At 67.2% G+C, this 19,560-nt stretch carries 9 protein-coding genes; 6 read left to right on the forward strand and 3 right to left on the reverse strand.

Annotation, left to right across the window (positions count from 1 at the left end; all coding sequences use genetic code 11):
• The first annotated feature begins 555 nt into the window (after window positions 1-555).
• The 4 genes from pks2 to AC1U2B_RS21555 all read left to right on the forward strand — a co-directional run bounded on the left by pks2 (window position 556) and on the right by AC1U2B_RS21555 (window position 11,245).
• Window positions 556-6,831, forward strand: coding sequence for a sulfolipid-1 biosynthesis phthioceranic/hydroxyphthioceranic acid synthase (gene pks2 / locus AC1U2B_RS21540; RefSeq protein WP_480218378.1), 6,276 nt, complete (start codon window positions 556-558; stop codon window positions 6,829-6,831).
• Between the two features lie 63 nt (window positions 6,832-6,894).
• Entirely contained in the window at window positions 6,895-8,364 is a 1,470-nt protein-coding gene (locus AC1U2B_RS21545; RefSeq protein WP_480218379.1) for a condensation domain-containing protein, read from the forward strand.
• Between the two features lie 3 nt (window positions 8,365-8,367).
• A complete protein-coding gene (locus AC1U2B_RS21550; protein WP_260972636.1) occupies window positions 8,368-9,780 on the forward strand; it encodes a hypothetical protein in 1,413 nt (470 codons plus the stop codon).
• Between the two features lie 52 nt (window positions 9,781-9,832).
• Window positions 9,833-11,245, forward strand: a complete 1,413-nt coding sequence (locus tag AC1U2B_RS21555) for a hypothetical protein (RefSeq protein ID WP_260972637.1) — start codon at window positions 9,833-9,835, stop codon at window positions 11,243-11,245.
• On the opposite strand, the gene AC1U2B_RS21560 is transcribed toward AC1U2B_RS21555, so the two are convergent.
• A complete protein-coding gene (locus tag AC1U2B_RS21560) occupies window positions 11,232-12,473 on the reverse strand; it encodes a glycosyltransferase (RefSeq protein ID WP_043396373.1) in 1,242 nt (413 codons plus the stop codon). The genes AC1U2B_RS21555 and AC1U2B_RS21560 overlap by 14 nt on opposite strands.
• 219 nt (window positions 12,474-12,692) lie before the next feature.
• Here AC1U2B_RS21560 and AC1U2B_RS21565 point away from each other — a divergent pair, with 219 nt between their 5' ends.
• Both AC1U2B_RS21565 and AC1U2B_RS21570 read left to right on the forward strand, forming a co-directional pair.
• Entirely contained in the window at window positions 12,693-15,890 is a 3,198-nt protein-coding gene (locus AC1U2B_RS21565; RefSeq protein ID WP_480218380.1) for an MMPL/RND family transporter, read from the forward strand.
• A gap of 89 nt (window positions 15,891-15,979) precedes the next feature.
• Window positions 15,980-16,882, forward strand: coding sequence for an FkbM family methyltransferase (locus AC1U2B_RS21570; RefSeq protein ID WP_480218381.1), 903 nt, complete (start codon window positions 15,980-15,982; stop codon window positions 16,880-16,882).
• Here AC1U2B_RS21570 and AC1U2B_RS21575 read toward each other — a convergent pair.
• Window positions 16,834-18,618, reverse strand: coding sequence for a fatty-acid--AMP ligase (locus AC1U2B_RS21575; RefSeq protein ID WP_480218382.1), 1,785 nt, complete (start codon window positions 18,616-18,618; stop codon window positions 16,834-16,836). The genes AC1U2B_RS21570 and AC1U2B_RS21575 overlap by 49 nt on opposite strands.
• Window positions 18,619-18,790: 172 nt before the next feature.
• Window positions 18,791-19,525 carry a hypothetical protein gene (locus tag AC1U2B_RS21580; RefSeq protein ID WP_480218383.1) on the reverse strand — a complete coding sequence of 245 codons (735 nt, stop codon included), beginning with the start codon at window positions 19,523-19,525 and terminating at the stop codon, window positions 18,791-18,793.
• Window positions 19,526-19,560 lie beyond the last annotated feature (35 nt).

A 19,560-nucleotide genomic window follows, 5' to 3' on the forward strand; every position in this document is an offset into this window, starting at 1 on the left:
TCGAATACACGCAGATGACTGGCGTGTTGATTTTTTGCCCGCATCGAGCGGAGTTCGTCACACTAGATATTTCGTACCATTCGTATCGAGCATTGCCGAGAAAACGATTTTGCGCCCACAGCCAGTAGGTCTGCGATTTTCTCTGTGTTGCTCAAATTCAAATTGCGATATCTACGCAAACATTTGCCCCGTAACGGCGTCCGGGTGTGCGCGGTGCTGGGGTGAACGATGTTCGCTACGGACCGCTATGCTTCCGCCCCGTGGCTGGTTCGAAAAGGCTCCGAACCAAACCCCTGCGCAACGGCGCGCCGGGCGGGTTGGGCCTTCCGCGGCGAGTGTGCTGCGGATATCCAGCGCCGATGGTCGCCTGGTAGCGATTCGACCGAAACGGGTAGCCCCGAATCGGCGGATCAGTTAATTTGACCCGGTAGGATTTCGAGCCAGTTTGTTTAAAGCGGCAAAGACGATTTCGCAGAGATTTTGAGCGCGGTCTGCAAAGCCACCCGACACAGCGTGTCGGAGTCCGGCCGGACTGCACGGAGAGGCGGTAGCTAAGTGGGTGGGTCACCGACGACACCCGTCGCGATCATCGGCATGGCATGCCGGCTTCCTGGCGGCATCAGTTCGCCAGAGGAGCTGTGGGAAGCCCTGCTGCGCGGTGACGACCTGGTTACCAAAGTCCCGCTGGAGCGGTGGGACGCCGAGGAGTACTACGACCCGGAACCCGGCGTGCCCGGCCGCTCGGTCTCCAAGTGGGGCGCCTTCATCGATGACGTCGCCGGCTTCGATGCCGACTTCTTCAACATCAGCGACCGCGAAGCCACGGCGATCGACCCGCAGCACCGTCTGATCCTCGAAACCTCCTGGGAGGCAGTGGAACACGCGGGTATCGATCCGGCCACACTGGCCGGCTCGCTCACCGGTGTGTTCGTGGGTATGACCGCCGGCGACTATCAGTTGCTCGCCGCCGACGCCCACGCCATCGAGGGCCCGTACGGCTTCACCGGCAACAACTTCAGCCTGGCCTCGGGCCGGGTCTCCTACCACCTGGGTGCCCACGGCCCGTCCTACACGGTCGACTCGGCCTGCTCGTCCAGCCTGCTCGCTGTACACCACGCATGCCGCAGCCTGCACGACGGCGAGAGCAATGCGGCGCTGGCCGGTGGCGTCAACATCATGCTCGAACCACGCAAGATGTCGTCGGGTTCGGCGCAGGGCATGCTGTCGTCGACCGGCCATTGCCACGCGTTCGACGTGGCCGCCGACGGCTTCGTCTCGGCCGAGGCGTCTGTCATGTTCCTGATGAAGCGCCTGGATGACGCGCAGCGCGACGGTGATCGCGTCCTCGCGGTCATCCGCGGCACCGCGAGCAACCAGGACGGCCGCACGGTGAACATCGCGACCCCGGGCGCGGACGCCCAGGTTGCCGTCTACCGCCGCGCGCTGGACCTCGCGGACATCGACCCCGCCACCGTCGGTTACGTCGAGGCGCACGGCACCGGAACGCCGGTCGGTGACCCGATCGAATACTCAAGTCTGGCAACGGTTTACGGCAAGCAGGGGCCGGTCGTGCTGGGCTCGGTCAAAACCAACGTCGGGCACGCGCAGTCGGCTTCGGGTGCGGTCGGTCTGATGAAGACCGTCCTGGCCCTGCAGCACGGCGTAGTGCCGAAGAACCTGTACTTCAGCGAGATGCCCGCCGAGATGGCGGCGGTCACCAGCGGCCTGTTCGTGCCGACGGACCTCGTGCCGTGGCCGGCCACCGCCGACCATCCGCGCCGTGCCGCCGTGTCCGCGTACGGCCTGTCCGGCACCAATGTGCACGCCGTCGTCGAGCAGGCCCCGGCAGAGTCGTCGCCGCGCGTCGTCGAATCCGAAGGCCAGGGCATTGAGGGCAAACTGCTGTTCCCGGTGTCGTCCACCTCGGCTGAGGAACTGCGCCGCACGGCCGGCAAACTGGCCGACTGGGCGGCAGCCCAGGGCGCGTCCCTCGATCTCGCCGACACCGCCTACACGCTGACCCGCCGTCGCGCCCACCGTCCGGTCCGCGCCGCGGTCCTCGCCGAGGACGCCACGGGTCTGATCCAGGCGCTCCGCGACGTCGCCGACAGCGACACCCCGTACCAGCGCGCGGCCGGCAACGGTGACCACGGCGCGGTGTGGGTGTTCTCGGGCCAGGGTTCACAGTGGGCGGCGATGGGCGCCGGCCTGCTGGCCGCCGAGCCCGCCTTCGCCGCCGCCATCGCCGAGATCGAACCGCTGATCGAAGCGGAGTCCGGTTTCTCGATCACCGAGGCCATCACCGCCGGTGAGACGGTGACCGGCATCGACCGCATCCAGCCCGCCGTGTTCGCCATCCAGGTGGCGCTGGCCGCCACCCTGCGGTCGTACGGGGTGCAGCCCGGCGCGGTCATCGGCCACTCGATGGGCGAGTCGGCCGCCGCCGTCGTCTCCGGCGCACTGTCGCTGGCCGACGGCGTGAAGGTGATCTGCCGCCGCTCGAACCTGATGCTCAAGGTGTCCGGCTCGGGCGCCATGGCGTCGGTGGAGCTGCCTGCCCAGCAGGTGCTCTCCGAGCTCGGTGCCCGCGGCGTCAGCGACGTCGTCCTGGCGGTCGTCGCCTCGCCGCAGTCGACCGTCGTCGGTGGTGACAAGGACGCCATTCGCGCGCTGGTCAAGGAGTGGGACGAGCGCGGCGTCATGGCCCGCGAGGTGGCCGTCGACGTGGCGTCGCACACCCCGCAGGTCGACCCGATCCTGGACGAGCTGGCCGATGCCCTCGAGGACCTCGAACCCGATGAGCCGGCGGTCCCGTACTACTCGGCCACGCAGTACGACCCGCGGGACCCCGCGGACTACGACGCCGACTACTGGGTGGACAACCTGCGCCACACCGTGCGCTTCGGCGCGGCGGTACAGGCCGCGCTGGATGACGGCTTCCGGGTGTTCATCGAGCTGGCCCCGCACCCGCTGCTGGTGCACGCGGTCAACCAGAATGCCGCGCACCAGGACATCGGCATCGCCGCCCTGGCGGCGATGCGTCGCGAGCAGGACGTGCCGAACGGCCTGCGGGACGTCGTGGCCGACCTGCATGTGGCCGGGGCAGCCATCGACTTCGCGGCGATGTACCCGGACGGCGCACTGGTCGACGTGCCGCTGCCGACCTGGACCCGCAACCACCTGATTCTGACGCGTGATCCGCACGAGCAGGCCCCCGGCGGGGCCTCGCTGGCGGTGCACCCGCTGCTGGGCGCGCACGTCCGGCTCCCTGAGGAGCCCGAGCGTCACGTCTGGCAGTCCGACCTGGGCACCGGCATGCAGCCGTGGCTGGGTGACCACCAGGTGCACAACGTGGCGGCACTGCCCGGCGCCGCGTACTGCGAGATGGCGCTCGGCGCGGCCCGTGAGGTGCTGGGTGAGGCCTCCGAGGTGCGCAACGTGACCTTCGAGGCGATGCTGCTGCTCGAGGAGGAGACCGCCGTGTCGGCGGTGGCCACGGCGGTCCCGTCGGGCGACATCGACTTCCTCGTCGAGACCTACCAGGACGGCGAGCAGGTTCGCCGTGCCGGCGCGACGCTGCACGCCATCGACGACGATGCGGCCCGTCCGGCGTACAACCTGGCCAAGCTGGTCGCCGCGCACACCGCCGATGTCGACGGTGGCGACCTGCGCACCTGGTTCGCCGATCGCGGCATCCAGTACGGCCCGGCGTTCTCCGGTCTGACGGCGGCCCACACGACGCAAGGCACCACGGTGCTCGCCGCGGTCGCGCTGCCCGGTGCCATCCGGTCGCAGCAGAGCGCCTACACCGTGCACCCGGCGCTGCTCGACGCCTGCTTCCAGGCAGTGGCCGCGCATCCCGATCTGCACGGCGACACCACCGGCGCGTTGATGCTGCCGCTGGGCGTCGGCAAGTTGCGGGCCTACGAGTCGACCCGCAACGCGCACTACTGCTACGTCAAGCTCACCAGCCTGTCGCCGACCGCCGTCGAAGCTGACATCGACGTGCTCGACGAGCACGGCGCGGTGCTGCTCGCGGTGACCGGTCTACGGCTGGGCACGGGCGTGTCCGAGGAGGGCCAGCGCGAGCGGTTGCTGGGCGAGCGCCTGCTGAACATCGAATGGCGCAGCCAGGACGCACCGGTCGCCAACGTGGTGGATCCGGGCCGCTGGCTGCTGATCTCCGCCGCGGCGGACGCCGACAGCCTGACCGAGAAGCTCTCGGAGGTCCTGCAGTCGGACGAGGCCGACGTCTCCACCATGGCGTGGCCGGCCGACGCCGACCACGCGGGGAACTCCGAAGCGCTGCAGGCCACCTTGACGGCCAAGCCGTTCAAGGGCGTCGTCATCGTCACGGGTGCGCCCGAGGAGCCGGCGGCCGCTGCATCGGCGGCCACCGCGCACCGCGGTGTGACACAGGTCGAGCAGCTGGTGCACATCGTGCGGGGCCTGCCGGACGTGCCGGGCCAGCCGGCCCGGCTGTACGTGCTCACCCGGGGTGCCCGCACCGTGCTGTCCGCCGATGTGGCCAACCTGGAGCAGGGTGGCATCCGTGGCTTCATGCGGGCCATCGGCATGGAGTACCCGGCGATGCGGCCGACCCAGATCGATCTGGACGTGCAGGCCGACGTGGCGCATGTCGCCGCCGAGCTGCTGTCCGGCTCGGAAGAGGACGAGACGGCATGGCGGTCGGGCGAGTGGTTCACCGCGCGCCTGAACCTGAGCCAGCTGCAGCCCGAGGAACGTCGCACGACCGTCGTGCGGCCGGAGACCGACGGTGTGCAGCTGCAGATCCGGACCCCCGGCGACCTGTCGTCGGCGGAGCTGGCCGCGTACGAGCGCGTCGCTCCGGGACCGGGCCAGATCGAGGTGTCGGTCGCGGCGTCCAACCTGAACTTCGCCGACGTGCTCGTCGCCTACGGCAGGTACCCGAGCTTCGAGGGCCGGCTGCCGCAGCCGGGCGCGGACTTCGCCGGTGTCGTCACCGCTGTCGGTCCGGGCGTCACCGATCACCAGATCGGCGACCGGGTGGCGGGTATCTCGCTGACCGGTGCCTGGAAGACGTTCGTCACCTGCGACGCCAACCTGGCCGTGAAGATTCCGGACGACCTGCCCGAGGGCAGCGCGGCGGCGGTGCCCAGTGCGCACGCCACCGCGTGGTACGGCCTGCACAACCTGGCCCGTATCCAGGCCGGCGACAAGGTGCTGATCCACTCCGCCACCGGTGGTGTGGGACAGGCCGCCATCGCCATCGCGCGGGCCGCAGGTGCCGAGATCTACGCCACCGCGGGTAGCGACGATCGTCGAAACCTGTTGCGCAGCTGGGGAATTCAGCACGTCTACGATTCTCGCAGCACGGCCTTCGCCGAGGAGATTCGCCGCGACACCGACGGCTACGGCGTCGACGTTGTGCTGAACTCGCTGCCGGGTGCGGCACAGAAGGCCGGTGTCGACCTACTGACCTTCGGCGGCCGGTTCGTCGAGATCGGCAAGCGTGACATCTACGGCGACACCCGGATGGGCCTGTTCCCGTTCCGCCGGAACCTGTCGTTCTACGCGCTCGATCTGGCCCTGCTGACGCTGACCAACCCCGACGTCACGCGCGGCATGCTGGAGACGATCTTCGGACAGATCGCCGACGGCGTGCTGCCGGTGCCCGACACCACGCACTACCCGCTGAGCGACGCCGCCACCGCCATCCGCGTCATGGGCGCGGCCGGCCACACCGGCAAGCTCGTGCTCGACATCCCGCACACCGGGGAGTTCGAGGCGGTGCTGTCGCCGGAGCACGCTCCCGTGTACCGGGCCGACGGTTCCTACATCGTCACCGGTGGTCTCAGCGGCCTCGGCCTGTTCCTGGCCGAGAAGCTGGCGACCGGCGGCTGCGGACGCATCGTGCTCAACGCGCGTTCGGAGCCGAGCGCTCAGACCCGGCAGGCCATCGAGGCCGTCCGGAGCAAGGGCGCCGAGGTCGAGGTGGTGTTGGGTGACATTGCTGCCGCCGACACCGCCGCCCGTCTGGTTGCTGCCGCCGAGTCGACCGGCAAGCCGCTGCGCGGCGTGCTGCACGGCGCAGCGGTGGTCGAGGACGCGACGTTGCCGAACATCACCGACGAGCTGATCGAGCGTGACTGGGCGCCGAAGGTGTACGGCGCGTGGTACCTGCACGAGGCGACGGCCGGTGCCGACCTGGACTGGTTCTGCTCGTTCTCGTCGGCTGCCGCGATGGTCGGCTCGCCCGGCCAGGCCGCCTACGCCGCGGCCAACAGCTGGCTGGACGCGTTCACCCACTGGCGACGTGCTCAGGGGCTGCCGGCCGGTGCGATCGCCTGGGGTGCCTGGGCCAAGATCGGTGCCGGGCAGGGGATGGCGTCCGACGAGACCATGGCGATCGATCCGGAGGACGGCGCCTACGCGTTCGACGCGATCATCCGCCACAACCGTGCCTACGCCGGCTACGCGCCGGTGGCCGGGGCCGACTGGCTGGTGGCTTTCGCCCAGACCAGCAAGTTTGCCGAGTCGTTCGCCAACATCGGGCGGGGAGGTGCGGGCACGAGCGAGTTCCTCGCGGAGTTCCACGCACTGTCGGAGGAGGAGCGGCCGGCTCGGCTGAGGCGCCTGATCACCGACGCTATGTCTATGATACTTAGGCGATCTGTCGATCCTGACCGTCCGTTGGCCGAGTACGGCCTCGATTCGCTCGGGGCGCTTGAACTGCGGACACGTATCGAGGCCGAGACGGGAGTCCGGATCGGTTCTTCGGACATCACGAATGTTCGGGCTCTGGCAGACCGCCTGGGGGAGGCGATTTCGACGGCGATTTCGACATGACGGGTCAGGGCAGGGCGTCACAGAAGCCGCACGCTGAATTCACCGAAGCACAGGAGAGTGAGCATGGTTGCGATTAGGACCATCCATGACTGGATGGGTTCCTCGGGTGTTCTGACTTCCTGGAACCCTTCCTCTGCGTCGCTCACCAAGCTGCGCAATGCACCGGTCAGTTCGGTTCCGGTCAGCTATCAGCAGAGCCAGCACATCCGCGCGTTCCGTTCGCACGAGCGCAACGGCACCGACATGGCCCGGCTCAACATCGCGGCCTGGGACATGCCGGGTAAGTGCGACGTCCGGGCGATGACGCACGTCATCAACGCCTACGTGCGCCGGCACGACACGTTCCACAGCTGGTTCGAGCTCACGGACGACGACGCGGTGATCCGCCGGACGGCGAAGAGCCCGCGGGACATCAAGCTGGTGGCCACCGAGCACGGCGAGATGAACGCTCAGCAGTGGCGTGACCACGTGCTCGCGACGCCCGATCCGCTGCAGTGGGACTGCTTCCACTTCGGCATCATCCAGCGCGACGACCACTTCACCTTCTACTTCAGCATCGACCACGTGCACACCGATGCGTTGCTGATGGGGCTGGTGCTGGTCGAGATCCACCTCATGTACGCGGCTCTGGTCAGTGGCGCTCCGCCGATCCCGTTGGCCGACGCCGGCAGCTACGACGACTACTGCGTCAAGCAGGCGGATTTCACCGCGGCGCTGACGCTGGAGTCGCAGGAAGTCAAGGACTGGATCAAGTTCGCCGAGGCCAACGACGGCACGCTGCCGTGCTTCCCGCTGCCGCTCGGTGACCCGACGGTGGCCTGCGGTGGCGAGATGCTCACCGTCCGGTTGATGGACAAGCATCAGTCGGAGCGGTTCGAGTCTGCGTGCATCTCCGCCGGGGCCCGGGTGATCGGCGGCGTGATCGCCTGCGCGGCGCTTGCCGAGCACGAGCTCACCGGCCGGCCGGTCTACAACGTCATCACCCCGACCACGACGCGCCGCACCCCGGCCGAGTTCATGACGACGGGTTGGTTCACCGGTGTCGTGCCGATCAGCGTCCCGGTGGCGCCGGAGTCGTTCGGCGACACGGCCCGCGCCATGCAGAAGGCGTTCGACGCCGGCATGGACCTCGCGCACGTCCCGTTCGAGCGCGTGCTGGAACTGGCAGAGGGCAAGGTGGACTCGATCCGCAAGGCGGACCCGGGTGTGCCGATGGTGTCGTACCTCGACACCAACCTGCCGCCGCTGTCGCCGGCGATCATGAACGAGTGGGAGCGGCTCAACGGCCGCGTGTACAGCGATGCCCGCTCGGCGTACCAGATCGGCATCTGGGTGAACCGGTCCGAGAAGGAAACGTCGGTCACCATCGCCTACCCGGACAACCCCATCGCCCGCGAATCGGTGGACAAGTACCTGCACGCGATGCGTGCGGTGTACCTGCGGGTCGCCGACGGTGGTTCTGGTGCCGGGCGTTCGGATGCCTTGCGCCACAACGGTTGCCGCAGCGAACTGATTCGAGCTGTGAAGGGCTGATCTGTGACGACCTCCACGCGTCCGTCGCGTGTGCCTTTGTTGCGCCGCTGGCTGGCTGACGGCAACGCCGACGATCAAGGCCGCGTGCTCGACTACGTCGATCAGGCGATGTTCCTGGGCCTGCGGGCCACCGGGCAGGCAGCCGTCATGCAGTGCGTCTGGGTCTATGAGCACCCGGTCGACATGGAGGGCCTGCGCCGGTTCCACTACAACTTCGGTCACGGTCTGGCCGGTCGGCGCATCGAGCCGTCGATCCTGCCGTTCGGCCGGCACCGGTGGGTGTCGTCGCTGGGGCCGCCGGCCCCGATGCGGGTGTACGAGACCGTCCGTCCGCGCGCCGAGCTGGGCGACTTCCTCGACGAACACGCCCAGATCCCGGTCGACCCGGAGTTCGGTCCGGCCTGGCACATGGGGGTGCAGCCGCTCGACGACGGTGCCACCGTGGTCAGCCTGGTCGGATCGCACTGCATCGGCGACGGCGGCGGCGCAATGCTGACGGTGTTCGAGTCGGTGACGGGCCAGGTGCGCGACCTCGGTCTGCCCCAGCCGCGGTCCCGCTCGTCGTTGAAGGCGCTGCGCACCGACTTCCGCCAGACCTTCCGCGACCTGCCCGAACTCGGTCGTTCGATGAAGTCGGCGGCCAAGCAGGCGTACCAGAAGCGCAGCGAGCTGCGGGGCTCCGGAAAATCAGCCGCGGCCCATCTGGATTCGGCCAGTGCCAAGGAAAACCTGGTGGTACCGGCGATCTTCGCGTTCATCGACGCTGCCGAATTCGAGGCCAGGGCCAAGGCGCTCGGCGGAAACAGCTATGCGCTGATCGCCGGTTTCGCCGCTCGGTTGTCCGAGCGGGTGGGCCGCTTCAGCGAGGCCGAAGGCGTGGTGCCGCTGGTCGTGCCGATCAACGACCGCACGCTCGAGGACACCCGCGCCAACGCGGTGCTGATCGGTGATGCCCGGGTCAATCCGAAGGGTGTTGCCGAGGACCTGACGGAAACGCGGGCGATCATCAAGGAAGCCCTGCGGAAGATGCGCGAAGAGCCCGACGAGAAGTTGGAGCTGCTGCCGCTGACACCGTTCATCCCCAAGCGGGTCGTCACCCAGGCCGCGGATATCGCGGTCGGGTTCGGTGAGTTGCCGGTGTTCTGCTCGAACCTCGGCGTGCTGCCGGACGATCTGGCGCGCGTCGACGGAACGCCGGCCGAGTACGTGATGGCACGCGGCGTTGACGGTCAGGTTCCGCGCGCGGTGATGGAGCACCGCAAGGGCATTCTGACCGTCATCTCCATGCAGATGATCGGCCGGGTGTCGATGGCCGTGATCGGTTACCAGCCGGGCGCCGAGAACACCAAGGCCGCCCTGCGCGCGCACGTGGAAGCGACGCTGGCCGAGTTCGGCCTGTCTGCCGTCTACGAATAACTCCCCGACAATCCCAGTTTCGACAATCGAAAAGTGAAGGGCCAGGTCTATCTTGTCCACTGATACCCGGTCGAAGAGGACCGGCAGCGGCCGGTTCGGCAAGCTGCCGCAGGAGCTGGACCGTCCGCAGGACCGTCTGGACTACATGGACGAGGCGACCTTTCTGTCGTACCGGGCCAGCGGCCGGGTCCAGGTCATGCTGGCGATGTGGTTCTACGAAGGGCCCGTCGATCTCGACGGACTGCGCCGTTTCCACGCGAACTTCGGCCGGAGCCTGGCGGCCCGGCGTATCGAGCGTTCGCCGCTGCCGTTCGGTCGCGCCCGGTGGGTCGCCGCGCCGGCCGTCGAGCGGCCGCTCGACATCGCCGAAACCGCCCGCCCGCGTTCGGAACTGACGGACTGGCTGGAGGAGCGGTCGCAGATCCCGATCGATCCTGAGCACGGTCCCGGCTGGCACCTGGGCGTCCAGTCGTTCAGCGACGGTTCGACGGCTGTGGCGCTGGCGCTGTCGCACTGCCTGATCGACGGCACCGGAGCGGTGGCCGCGATCATGGAATCGGTCCTGGGCCAGAGCCGGGATCTGGGTTACGCCCAGCCGGGGTCCCGGACCCGGTGGCAGGGCCTCCGCGCCGATCTGCGTCAGGCCCGGCGTGACTGGCCCGAGGTTCGCCGGACCGTCGTGGCCGCTGCGAAGATGCTCCACCGCAGGCGTCACGAGCTCTCCAAGTCCGGGGACACCCGACCTGCCCCGACCGGGACCAACCCCGACGAGCACGTGCTGATGCCGTTCGCCGGCACCCACATCGACGTCGAGCAGTGGGATGCGAAATGCGATGCCCTTGGCGGCAACACCTACTCGCTGGCCGCGGCATTCGCGGCCCGGCTGGGTGTCCGGATGGAACGGCACCGCAAGCACGACAACAACATTGCCCTCATGGTCGCGGTCAACGACCGCACCTCGATGGACGACACCCGCGCCAATGCCATGGCGTTCGCCAATCTGACCGTCGACCCGACCCACGTGGCCAAGGACCTGACGGACCTGCGGGCCGCGCTGCGCACCTCGCTCAGCACGGCCAAGGAACAGCCGGACGAGTCGTTCATCCTGCTGCCGCTGACGCCGTTCATTCCGCTGCGCGCGGTCGACAAGACGGCTGACCTGGTGCTCGGTGACATGCCGGTGACGTGCTCGAACTTCGCCGAGCTGCCGGACCTGATGTGCCGGCCCGACGGCGTCAACCAGGCGACGTTCCTGAACTGCTGGGGTGTCGAGCAGAACGTCAAGCGGGCCGACATCGAGCGGCCCGGCGGCCTGCTCGTGGTCGCGTCCGGCCGGTACAACGGCCGGGTGAACCTCGGGATCGTCGGCTACCAGGTGGGGGCCGAGAACACCCGGGCCGTGCTGCGCGAACTCGTCCAGCAGACGCTCGACGAGTTCGGCCTCACGCCGCTCACCCTCTACTAGAGGCGGCCTTCTCCAACAGATCCGCTGTCCGTGCGACGCTGTCCGCGGGCTTCGTCATGCGCGCGGCGGCGGCCCGGACCCGCTCCGCACACTCCGGCTGCAGCGCGGTGCGCAGTGCGGCCTTCAGCGATGCGGGCGTGGTCTTCGAAAAGCGGCCTGACGCCCCGAGTTTCAGCTTCTTGATCTGCCCGGCCCACACCGGCTGGTCGGCGCTGACCCACAGCACCACGGTCGGGACCCCGGCGCGCAGGCCCGCCGCGGTGGTACCGGCGCCGCCGTGATGGACCAGTGCCCGGCACAGGGGGAACACCGCGGCATGGTTGACGGCACCGACCAGCTTCACGTGGTCGCCCAGCACGGTGTCCGGCAGGTCCCAGACACCCGAGCTGATCAGCGCCCGCTCGCCGAGCTCGGCGCACACCGTGTCGATCATCGCCACGGCGTCGGCGGGGGATTCCACCGGCATGCTGCCGAAGCCGAAATAGATGGGCGGCTTTCCGTTCGTGATCCAGTCCATGACGTCGGCGTCGGTATCGGTCTGCAGTTCCATCGACATGGACCCGACCAGGGGCTTGGCATCGCCGTATTCGGCCGCCAGCCCGGGGAACAGCACCTCGTCGTAGGCCTGGATTTCCAGTGCGCCGCGGTCCTCGATGCGGCGGACGGCCCGCACCGTGGCCGGCGGCAGCCCCAGGGTGCGCCGCTGGATGTCCTCGGCCTCCTTGAGCATGCGCCAGTGGAACCACTCGCCGACGGCGAAGCCGCGGCGGATCAGCGGCAGCGGCAGCGGTACCGGTAGCACCTGGCTGTTGGGGCGGAACGGGAAGTAGTGCAGGGCGGCCAATGGGATGTCGAAATGCTCGGCGACGTTGGCGGCGACCTCTTGGTAGGTGGTCCCGGCGAGGAGCAGATCCGCGTCCGCGGCGACCTCGGTCAGGGTGGCGTTCATGTCCTGCCAGCCCTGCGTCATGTAGTCCCGCAGTTCGCGCACCGCATTGATGGGGTTCTTGACGCTCAAATGGTCGCGAAAGATGTCCGCATCGAGTTGCTGCTGAGAATCCACGCCGTAGCTGGCGGGTTCGGGAAGACCCGCCGAAGCGACGAATGACACGAGATTCGGCGGCACGGCCATGCGCACTTCGTGGCCGCGGCGCAGCAATTCGCGGGCCACGGCCCCGCTGGGCTCGATGTCTCCGCGCGTGCCATGGATGGCGATAGCAAACTTCACAGGGCGCCACACATATTGGTCTGCCGCTGATCTCCGCATTGCTGGGACATGAATGGCAACAAGGACGCTCCGCGCCCGGAGGCGTGGCGGAGGGCGGATGACTTCATCAGTGGCACACCCGATTACAGCATGGCGGCGGGATTGCGGCTCTTTGGCGGCGTCGATATTGGGGTGCCGGTCGGTGCATCTGATCGGTTTGCGGCGTGTAGCCTGTCGGGGATGCTGAAACGTGCCAGGCCAAGCGGTGCTTTGGCACATGCGGGTTTCGCCGCACTCGGCAAGTTCGTGGTGCGGCGCCCCGTCATGGTCTTGGCGGCCTGGATCGGTGTGGCGGTCGTCCTTTTTCTCGCGCTACCGACGTTGGTCGACGTTGCCAGCCGGCGTCCACCGCCCTTCCTGCCCGACGATGCGTCGACGCTGATCGCCAGCAACGCGATGAAGAACGCGTTCCGGGAAGCCGACGCCGGCAACATCGCGGTCGTCCTGCTGACCAACGACAAGGGCTTCAGCAAGGACGACGAAGAGGTCTATCGCCGACTCGTCGACAAGCTGAACGCCGACAAGACCAACGTCAAGTCCACGCAGGACTTCATCCACATTCCCGAGCTGCGCCAGGTGATGGCCAGCAAGGACGGGAAAGCAGTGCAGCTACCCGTCAGCCTCGTCGGCAGCATGGGTACCGGGCCGGGCCAATTGGCATACCGCAACGCCCAGAAGACCGTCCAAGAGGTGGTCAAGGGCAGCGATCTGACGCTGAACATCGTGGGTGCGTCGGCCACCTTCCAGGACATCAACGACATCGGCGCCCGCGATCAGCACATGATCGAAGCGGCCACCGGCATCCTGGTGTTCTCGATCCTGATGATCGTGTATCGAAGCCTGATCGCGATGCTGTTGCCGCTGGTCACCATCGGCGTCTCGCTGATCGTGGCGCAGCAGCTCGTGGCCGGACTGGGCCTGTTGGGGCTCGCGGTCGGGCCACAGACCCTGGTGCTGATGACCGGCATGATGCTGGGCGCCGGGACCGACTACGCCATATTCCTGTTCAGCCGATATCAGGAGTTCATTCGGCAAGGAGTCAGTAGCGATCAAGCGCTGGTCTCTTCGCTCACCTCGATCGGCGAAGTCATCGCCGGCTCGGCCGGCACCGTCGCGATCACCTTCCTGGCGCTGTCGTTCGCCACCCTCGGCGTGTTCGCGACGATCGGCCCGGCGCTCTCCGTGACCGTGCTGGTCGGCTTTTTTGCCTCGGTGACGATGCTGCCCGCCCTGATCGTTCTGGTCGGACGGCGCGGCTGGATCAAGCCGCGCAAGGACATGACGGGCCGGTTCTGGCGCCGTTCGGGCGTCAACATCGTCCGTCGGCCCGTGACCCACCTCGCCGGCAGCCTCGCGGTGCTGCTCGCGCTTGCCGGCTGCGCGACGATGGTTCGCTACAACTACGACAACCGCAAGGACCTCGACCCCGATGCGGCCAGCAACATTGCGTACGAGGCGCTGAACAAGCACTTCCCGGTCAGTACGACCATGCAGCAGTTCATTCTCATCCAGTCACCGCGCGACCTTCGGGCCCCGAAGTCGCTCGCGGACATGGAACAGATGGCGCAGCGCGTTGCCCAGCTGCCGCACATCGACGCGGTCCGCGGTATCACCCGTCCTACCGGTGATGTGCTGGAACAGGCCAAGGCCACGTATCAGGCCGGTGAGGTCGGCAGCAAGCTGAAAGACGCCTCGAACCTCATCAACAGCAATGACGCCATCCTGCAGAAGCTCGTCGACGGCGAGTATCAGCTGGCCGATGCGCTGAACCAGATCCGCACGCAGGTGCTCGGTTCGATCGGTCCCGTGCGTTCGATGTTGACCCAGATGGCGGCGCTACAGAAGCAGTACGGCGGCTCGAAGACGCTGGACGATCTGGACAAGTCGGCCAAGATGGTGTCGCAGATGACGTCGCTGGGCGACGCCGTGGGTGGGCAGCTGGTCCGCGTCGGAGACGTCTACAAGTGGTCCGGGAAAGCCCTCGAGACGCTGAACGCGACGCCGTTCTGCAACTACTACCCGGCGTGCAACGACCTGAAGATCGGTCTGCAGAACGTCAACGACGGCAACGATCCCGAGACCGTGCAGAAGGTCATCAACCTCGGCCACATGCTGCAGCAGTACAAGAGCGACCCGGGCATGGACGACAAGGTCCGCGGCATGGGCACCAACATCGAGGGCATCACCAGCCTGCTCAAGCAGCTGCGCCTGTACGACACCGCCGACCTGGAGAAGCGCCTGCAGCAGGCCATCGACGGCGTCAACCTGCTGGCCGATTCGAGCAAGCAGCTCGCGGACGGCGTGAAGCTGTTGGTCGACCAGGTCCGGGGGATGGGCGGCGGCCTGAACCAGGCTTCGTCGTTCCTGCTCGGCATGCGGCGCGACGCCAACACGCCGCAGATGGCCGGTTTCTATGTCCCGCCCGAGATTCTGAGCCGGAACGAGTTCGAGAAGGCCGCGACGCTGTTCGTGTCCCCGGACGGCCACACGGTGCGCTATCTGGTGCAGACCGCGCTGAACCCGTTCGGCACCGAAGCCATGGACCAGACCAACGCGATCGTCAAGGCGGCCCAGACGGCGCTGCCCAACACGACGCTGTCCGACGCGAAGGTGTCGATGGTCGGTCTGTCCGCGGTGAACCGCGACATCCGCGACTACTACAACAGCGACATCCAGTACATCGTGATCGTCACGCTGATCGTGGTGTTCCTGATCCTGGTGCAGCTGCTGCGGTCCGTCGTGGCACCGCTCTACCTGGTGCTGTCGGTGGTGCTGTCGTACGGCTCGGCGTTGGGCATCGGGGTGGTGTTCTTCCAATTCATATTGGGCTATGACATCTCGTGGAGTGTGCCGGGCATCGCCTTCCTGGTGTTGGTGGCGGTCGGCGCCGACTACAACCTGCTGCTGATATCCCGAATACGTGACGAAGCGAAATGGGGTGTGCGCTCGGCGATCGTGAAAACGGTCGCCGCGACCGGCGGCGTCATCACCTCAGCCGGTCTGATCTTCGCGGCGTCGATGCTCGCGATGACGGTCAGTAGCATCCTGGGCGCCGTGCAGCTCGGCTTCATCATCGGTGTCGGCCTGCTGCTGGACACCTTCATCGTCCGCACGGTGACCGTGCCGGCGATGGCGGCGTTGCTCGGCGACGCCAACTGGTGGCCCTCCAAGTCGCCGCGACGCAAGCGCGAAGAGGCCGAGGAGGCGGCGGCCCTGGCCGCCACCGAACGGCTGCTGGCCGAGCGGCAGGCCCGCCGGGAGTCCGACGAGGTCGAACCCTGCCCGGAGTGCGGCTACGCGGCGACCTGTGATGCGTGCCAGATGACGACGGCCTTCGAGGCGGCCGGGTCGGTACAGCACCGCGGCTTCTTCGGCTGACGCCGAGCGAATTCCGAGAAATTCGTCTTTCTCGTCAATAAATCTGGTTGAATTCCTGACGTCCGGTGGGGGGAATTTAGCGTCGATGTTTGTGCGACGGCCTGGCGCGATCGCACCGCGACTCTAAAGCAGAACAGGATATTCGATCACTGATGGATCCTCGGAAATTCGCTGACGCATTGCGGCCACTACCAGGATGGGTCGGGGGTGGCATTCTCGACTGGTACCAGCTCGGGCTCAGAAAGCCGAGAGACGCGACCAGCTATTACGGCGCCACCTTCCATTGCGACCCCGTCGACTCGATTCAGCGCAGCATCATCTACTACGGCGTGTGGGAACCCGCCATCTCGCGAATTATCGAAAACACGCTCGATCCGGGAGATCTGTTCGTCGACATCGGCGCGAACATCGGCTACGACGCCATGCTCGCGGCGACCCGGGCCGACGTCGTCGCCATCGAGGCTGCGCCCCACATCTACCGGAAGATGCTGCACAATCTCGGCCGTAACCCCGAGCTCGCCAGTCGTATCCGCCCCGTGAACGTTGCGGTTTCCGACCATGCCGGCGAACTCGACCTCTATGACTTCGGCCCCCGCAACATCGGTGCCACCACCACCTTGCGGTCGCGCAATGGAAAGAAATGCGCGACAGTCGAAGCGGCTCCGTTGCTGGATATTCTCTCGGCCGCTGAATTGGCACGTATCCGGCTGATCAAGATGGATGTCGAAGGTGCTGAAACGACCATTCTGAATGACATTCTCGACCACATCGACGCGTTTTCCGCGAATATGAACATCATCTTCGAGGCCAACCCCGAAGACGACCAAGCGGCTTTCGGTGTCCTGTTCAAACGAATTCAGCAAAACTTCGCCGCTTACGAAATAGCGAACGGGTACAGCAATGCCTGGTATCTGAAATGGAAAGATCGCCCGATCAAAGAACTTCATGCGGCACCGGCGCGGCGTACCGATATTCTGCTGATCCGCTCATAGCGCCGGCACCGTCCACCTCCGGTCCCAGGCCGCGGCACCGATACCCAGATACGGCTGTGGGCCGCAACGCCAGTGACGTTGCGGCCCACAGCGCCCCGGCCGACCAGCACCAGGTCGGCGGCGTTGACGCCGTGTACCTGCGAGATGGCCGAGGTGATGTCGTGCTTGACCTGAGCCAGGTTCTCGCGGACCTCGTCCTCGGTGTCGCCGCGCTTCTTCATCTCGATGACGACGGCGAACTGCTCGACACCGTCCTCCTCGAAGCCGACGGCGGCGGTGCGGCCGCCCGAGACCGCGCTGACGGTGGCCTCGATGTCGTCGGGGTAGAGGTTGCGACCGCGGATGATCAGCAGGTCCTTGATGCGGCCGATGATGAACAGCGAGCCTTCGGAGATGAAGCCGAGGTCGCCGGTACGCAGCCAGGTGTCCGACGGGGTGCCTTCGGGAGCGTCCTCGAGCACGCCGCGGAAGGTCTTCTCGGTTTCCTCGGGCTTGTTCCAGTAGCCGGCACACACGTTCTCACCGTGCGTCCAGATCTCGCCGACGGTGCCCTCGGCGGCCTCGCGGCGGGTCTCCGGGTCGACGATGCGAACCAGCGGCGACGGCGAGAAGCCGTAGCTCACCAGCGGGCTGCCCGATTCGACGCGCTCGACGATGCCGTCGGCCAGCTTTTCGGTGTCGAAGTCGACGACCGTCGGCGGCTCACCGGATTCACGCGACGCCACGTAGAGGGTGGCCTCGGCCAGGCCGTAGCTGGGGCGGATGGCCTTGCCGGGCAGGCCGAACTTGGCGAAGCGCTGGATGTAGCGCTTGATGGTGGTCGGCTGCACGCGCTCGGCGCCGCTGAAGACCGTCAGGACGCTGCTCATGTCCTTGCCGGCCATGTCCTCGTCGGTGGTCCGGGCGGCCGCCAGGTCGAAGGCGAAGTTCGGCGCGGCGGTGATGACGTTCTTGTGGCTGCCCATCAGCTGCACCCAGCGGGCGGGCTTGACCAGGAACGAGATGGGGCTGGTCATCACGGTGTGCCAGCCGCCGAGGATCGGGGTGCAGACGCCGAGCAGCAGGCCCATGTCGTGGTACAGCGGCAGCCATGTCACCACGGTGCTGCCGGCCGGCGCGACCTTGCCCCAGTCGGAGAAGAAGACCGCGATCATCTGCTCGTAGTTGGCCGAGACGTTGCGGTGCGACACCATCACGCCGGCGGCGGTACGGGTCGAGCCGGAGGTGTACTGCAGGTACGCGGTCTCCGGGCGAACCTCGCGGCGGGAGAACGGCTTACGGCGGGTCTCCAGGTCCAGCTCGTCGACGGCGAGGACGGCGGGGCTGCGGCCGTCGTCGTTCGGCGTCGCGTACTGCGCGACGGCGTCCTTGCTGGCCGCGGTGGTCAGGGCGACGACGGGCTGCGCATCCTTCATGACCGAGATGACGCGCTCGTCGTGGTGGCCCATGATCGGCTGGGTCAGCGGGACGGCGATCATGCCGGCCTCGAGGGCGCCGAGGAATCCGACGACGTATTCGAGGCACTGCGGGGCGACGATCACCACGCGGTCGCCGATCTCACCGTGCTGGCGCAGTTCGTGCGCCACTGCGACGCTCTGCTGGTACAGCTGAGCCCAGGTGAGGGTCTTGGCCACGCCATCGGGGTCGGTGTCGTAGTCCATGAACGTGAAAGCCACGTCGTTGGGTTGCAGGCTGGCGCGCTCGCGCAGGACGGCCGGCAGAGACGACTCGATCACGGACACTTCCTCCTCGGGGATGTTCGGGCAGGGGTGAAGGCCGGGTGTCGTCGAAGGTGGTGAAACACAGTCAAACTGACACCGGGTGCCGGATAGCAGAGTAAGGCATCCCCGCAGATTTTGGCGGATCGGGCCTTTTGCTGACGAGTCTCCGACGGTCAGCGGCGGAGGCTCAGTGGGCTGCCTTCGAGAACCACTTGGTCTTGATCAGCCACGAGTGCGCGGACGCGAGTGCGAAGACCCCGCCGCACATGCAGGCGAAGACCCAGACGAACTTGCCGTCTTCGAGGGGCTGCAGCTCCGGAACCAGCGACGTCACGATGCGGGTGGCGCAGGCCATGATGCCGCTGGCGGTCGCGAACAGGTAGATGTTGGCGATGCGCCGCGAGTCGGGGATCTTGCGCAACACCAGCAGGGCGCGGCCGCCGAACACCAGTAGGTAGGTCAGGGTGCCGCACAGCACCAGCCAGTACGCGGCGAGCCAGCCGTCGGTGGGCATGGTGAACAGGTCGGGGGAGTACTCGCGACCGGCCACGCTCATCGAGAACAGCGCGAGCAGCACCGGGATGCACAGGGTCGCGGGCCGCTCGATGTATTGCGTGAACATCTTCTGCATGGCGGCGTCGTCGGCCAGGCGGCCGATGGCGTTGTAGACGATGGCCGAGGCGGCCACGATGTAGCAGTCATGTCCGAGGTAGGCGGGCAGGTTCCAGACGCCGGTTGCCGAGTGGATGGCGCGGCCCAAGGTGTCGGCGGCCATCGGGGACATCAGGGCGACGGCGGCGGCCTGCAGCGCGATGTTGAGGGTCGCTGCCACTTCCCAGCGGCACGACCAGGTGACGCGACGAATCCACAAACTCCACGCCATACAGGCGAGAGTGATGGTTATGAGCAATGTGAGAGCCATGGTTGGAGCCTTTGCCAGCGCCTGCGAACGCTCAG

The organism is Mycolicibacterium sp. P4_G11, from assembly GCF_056555145.1.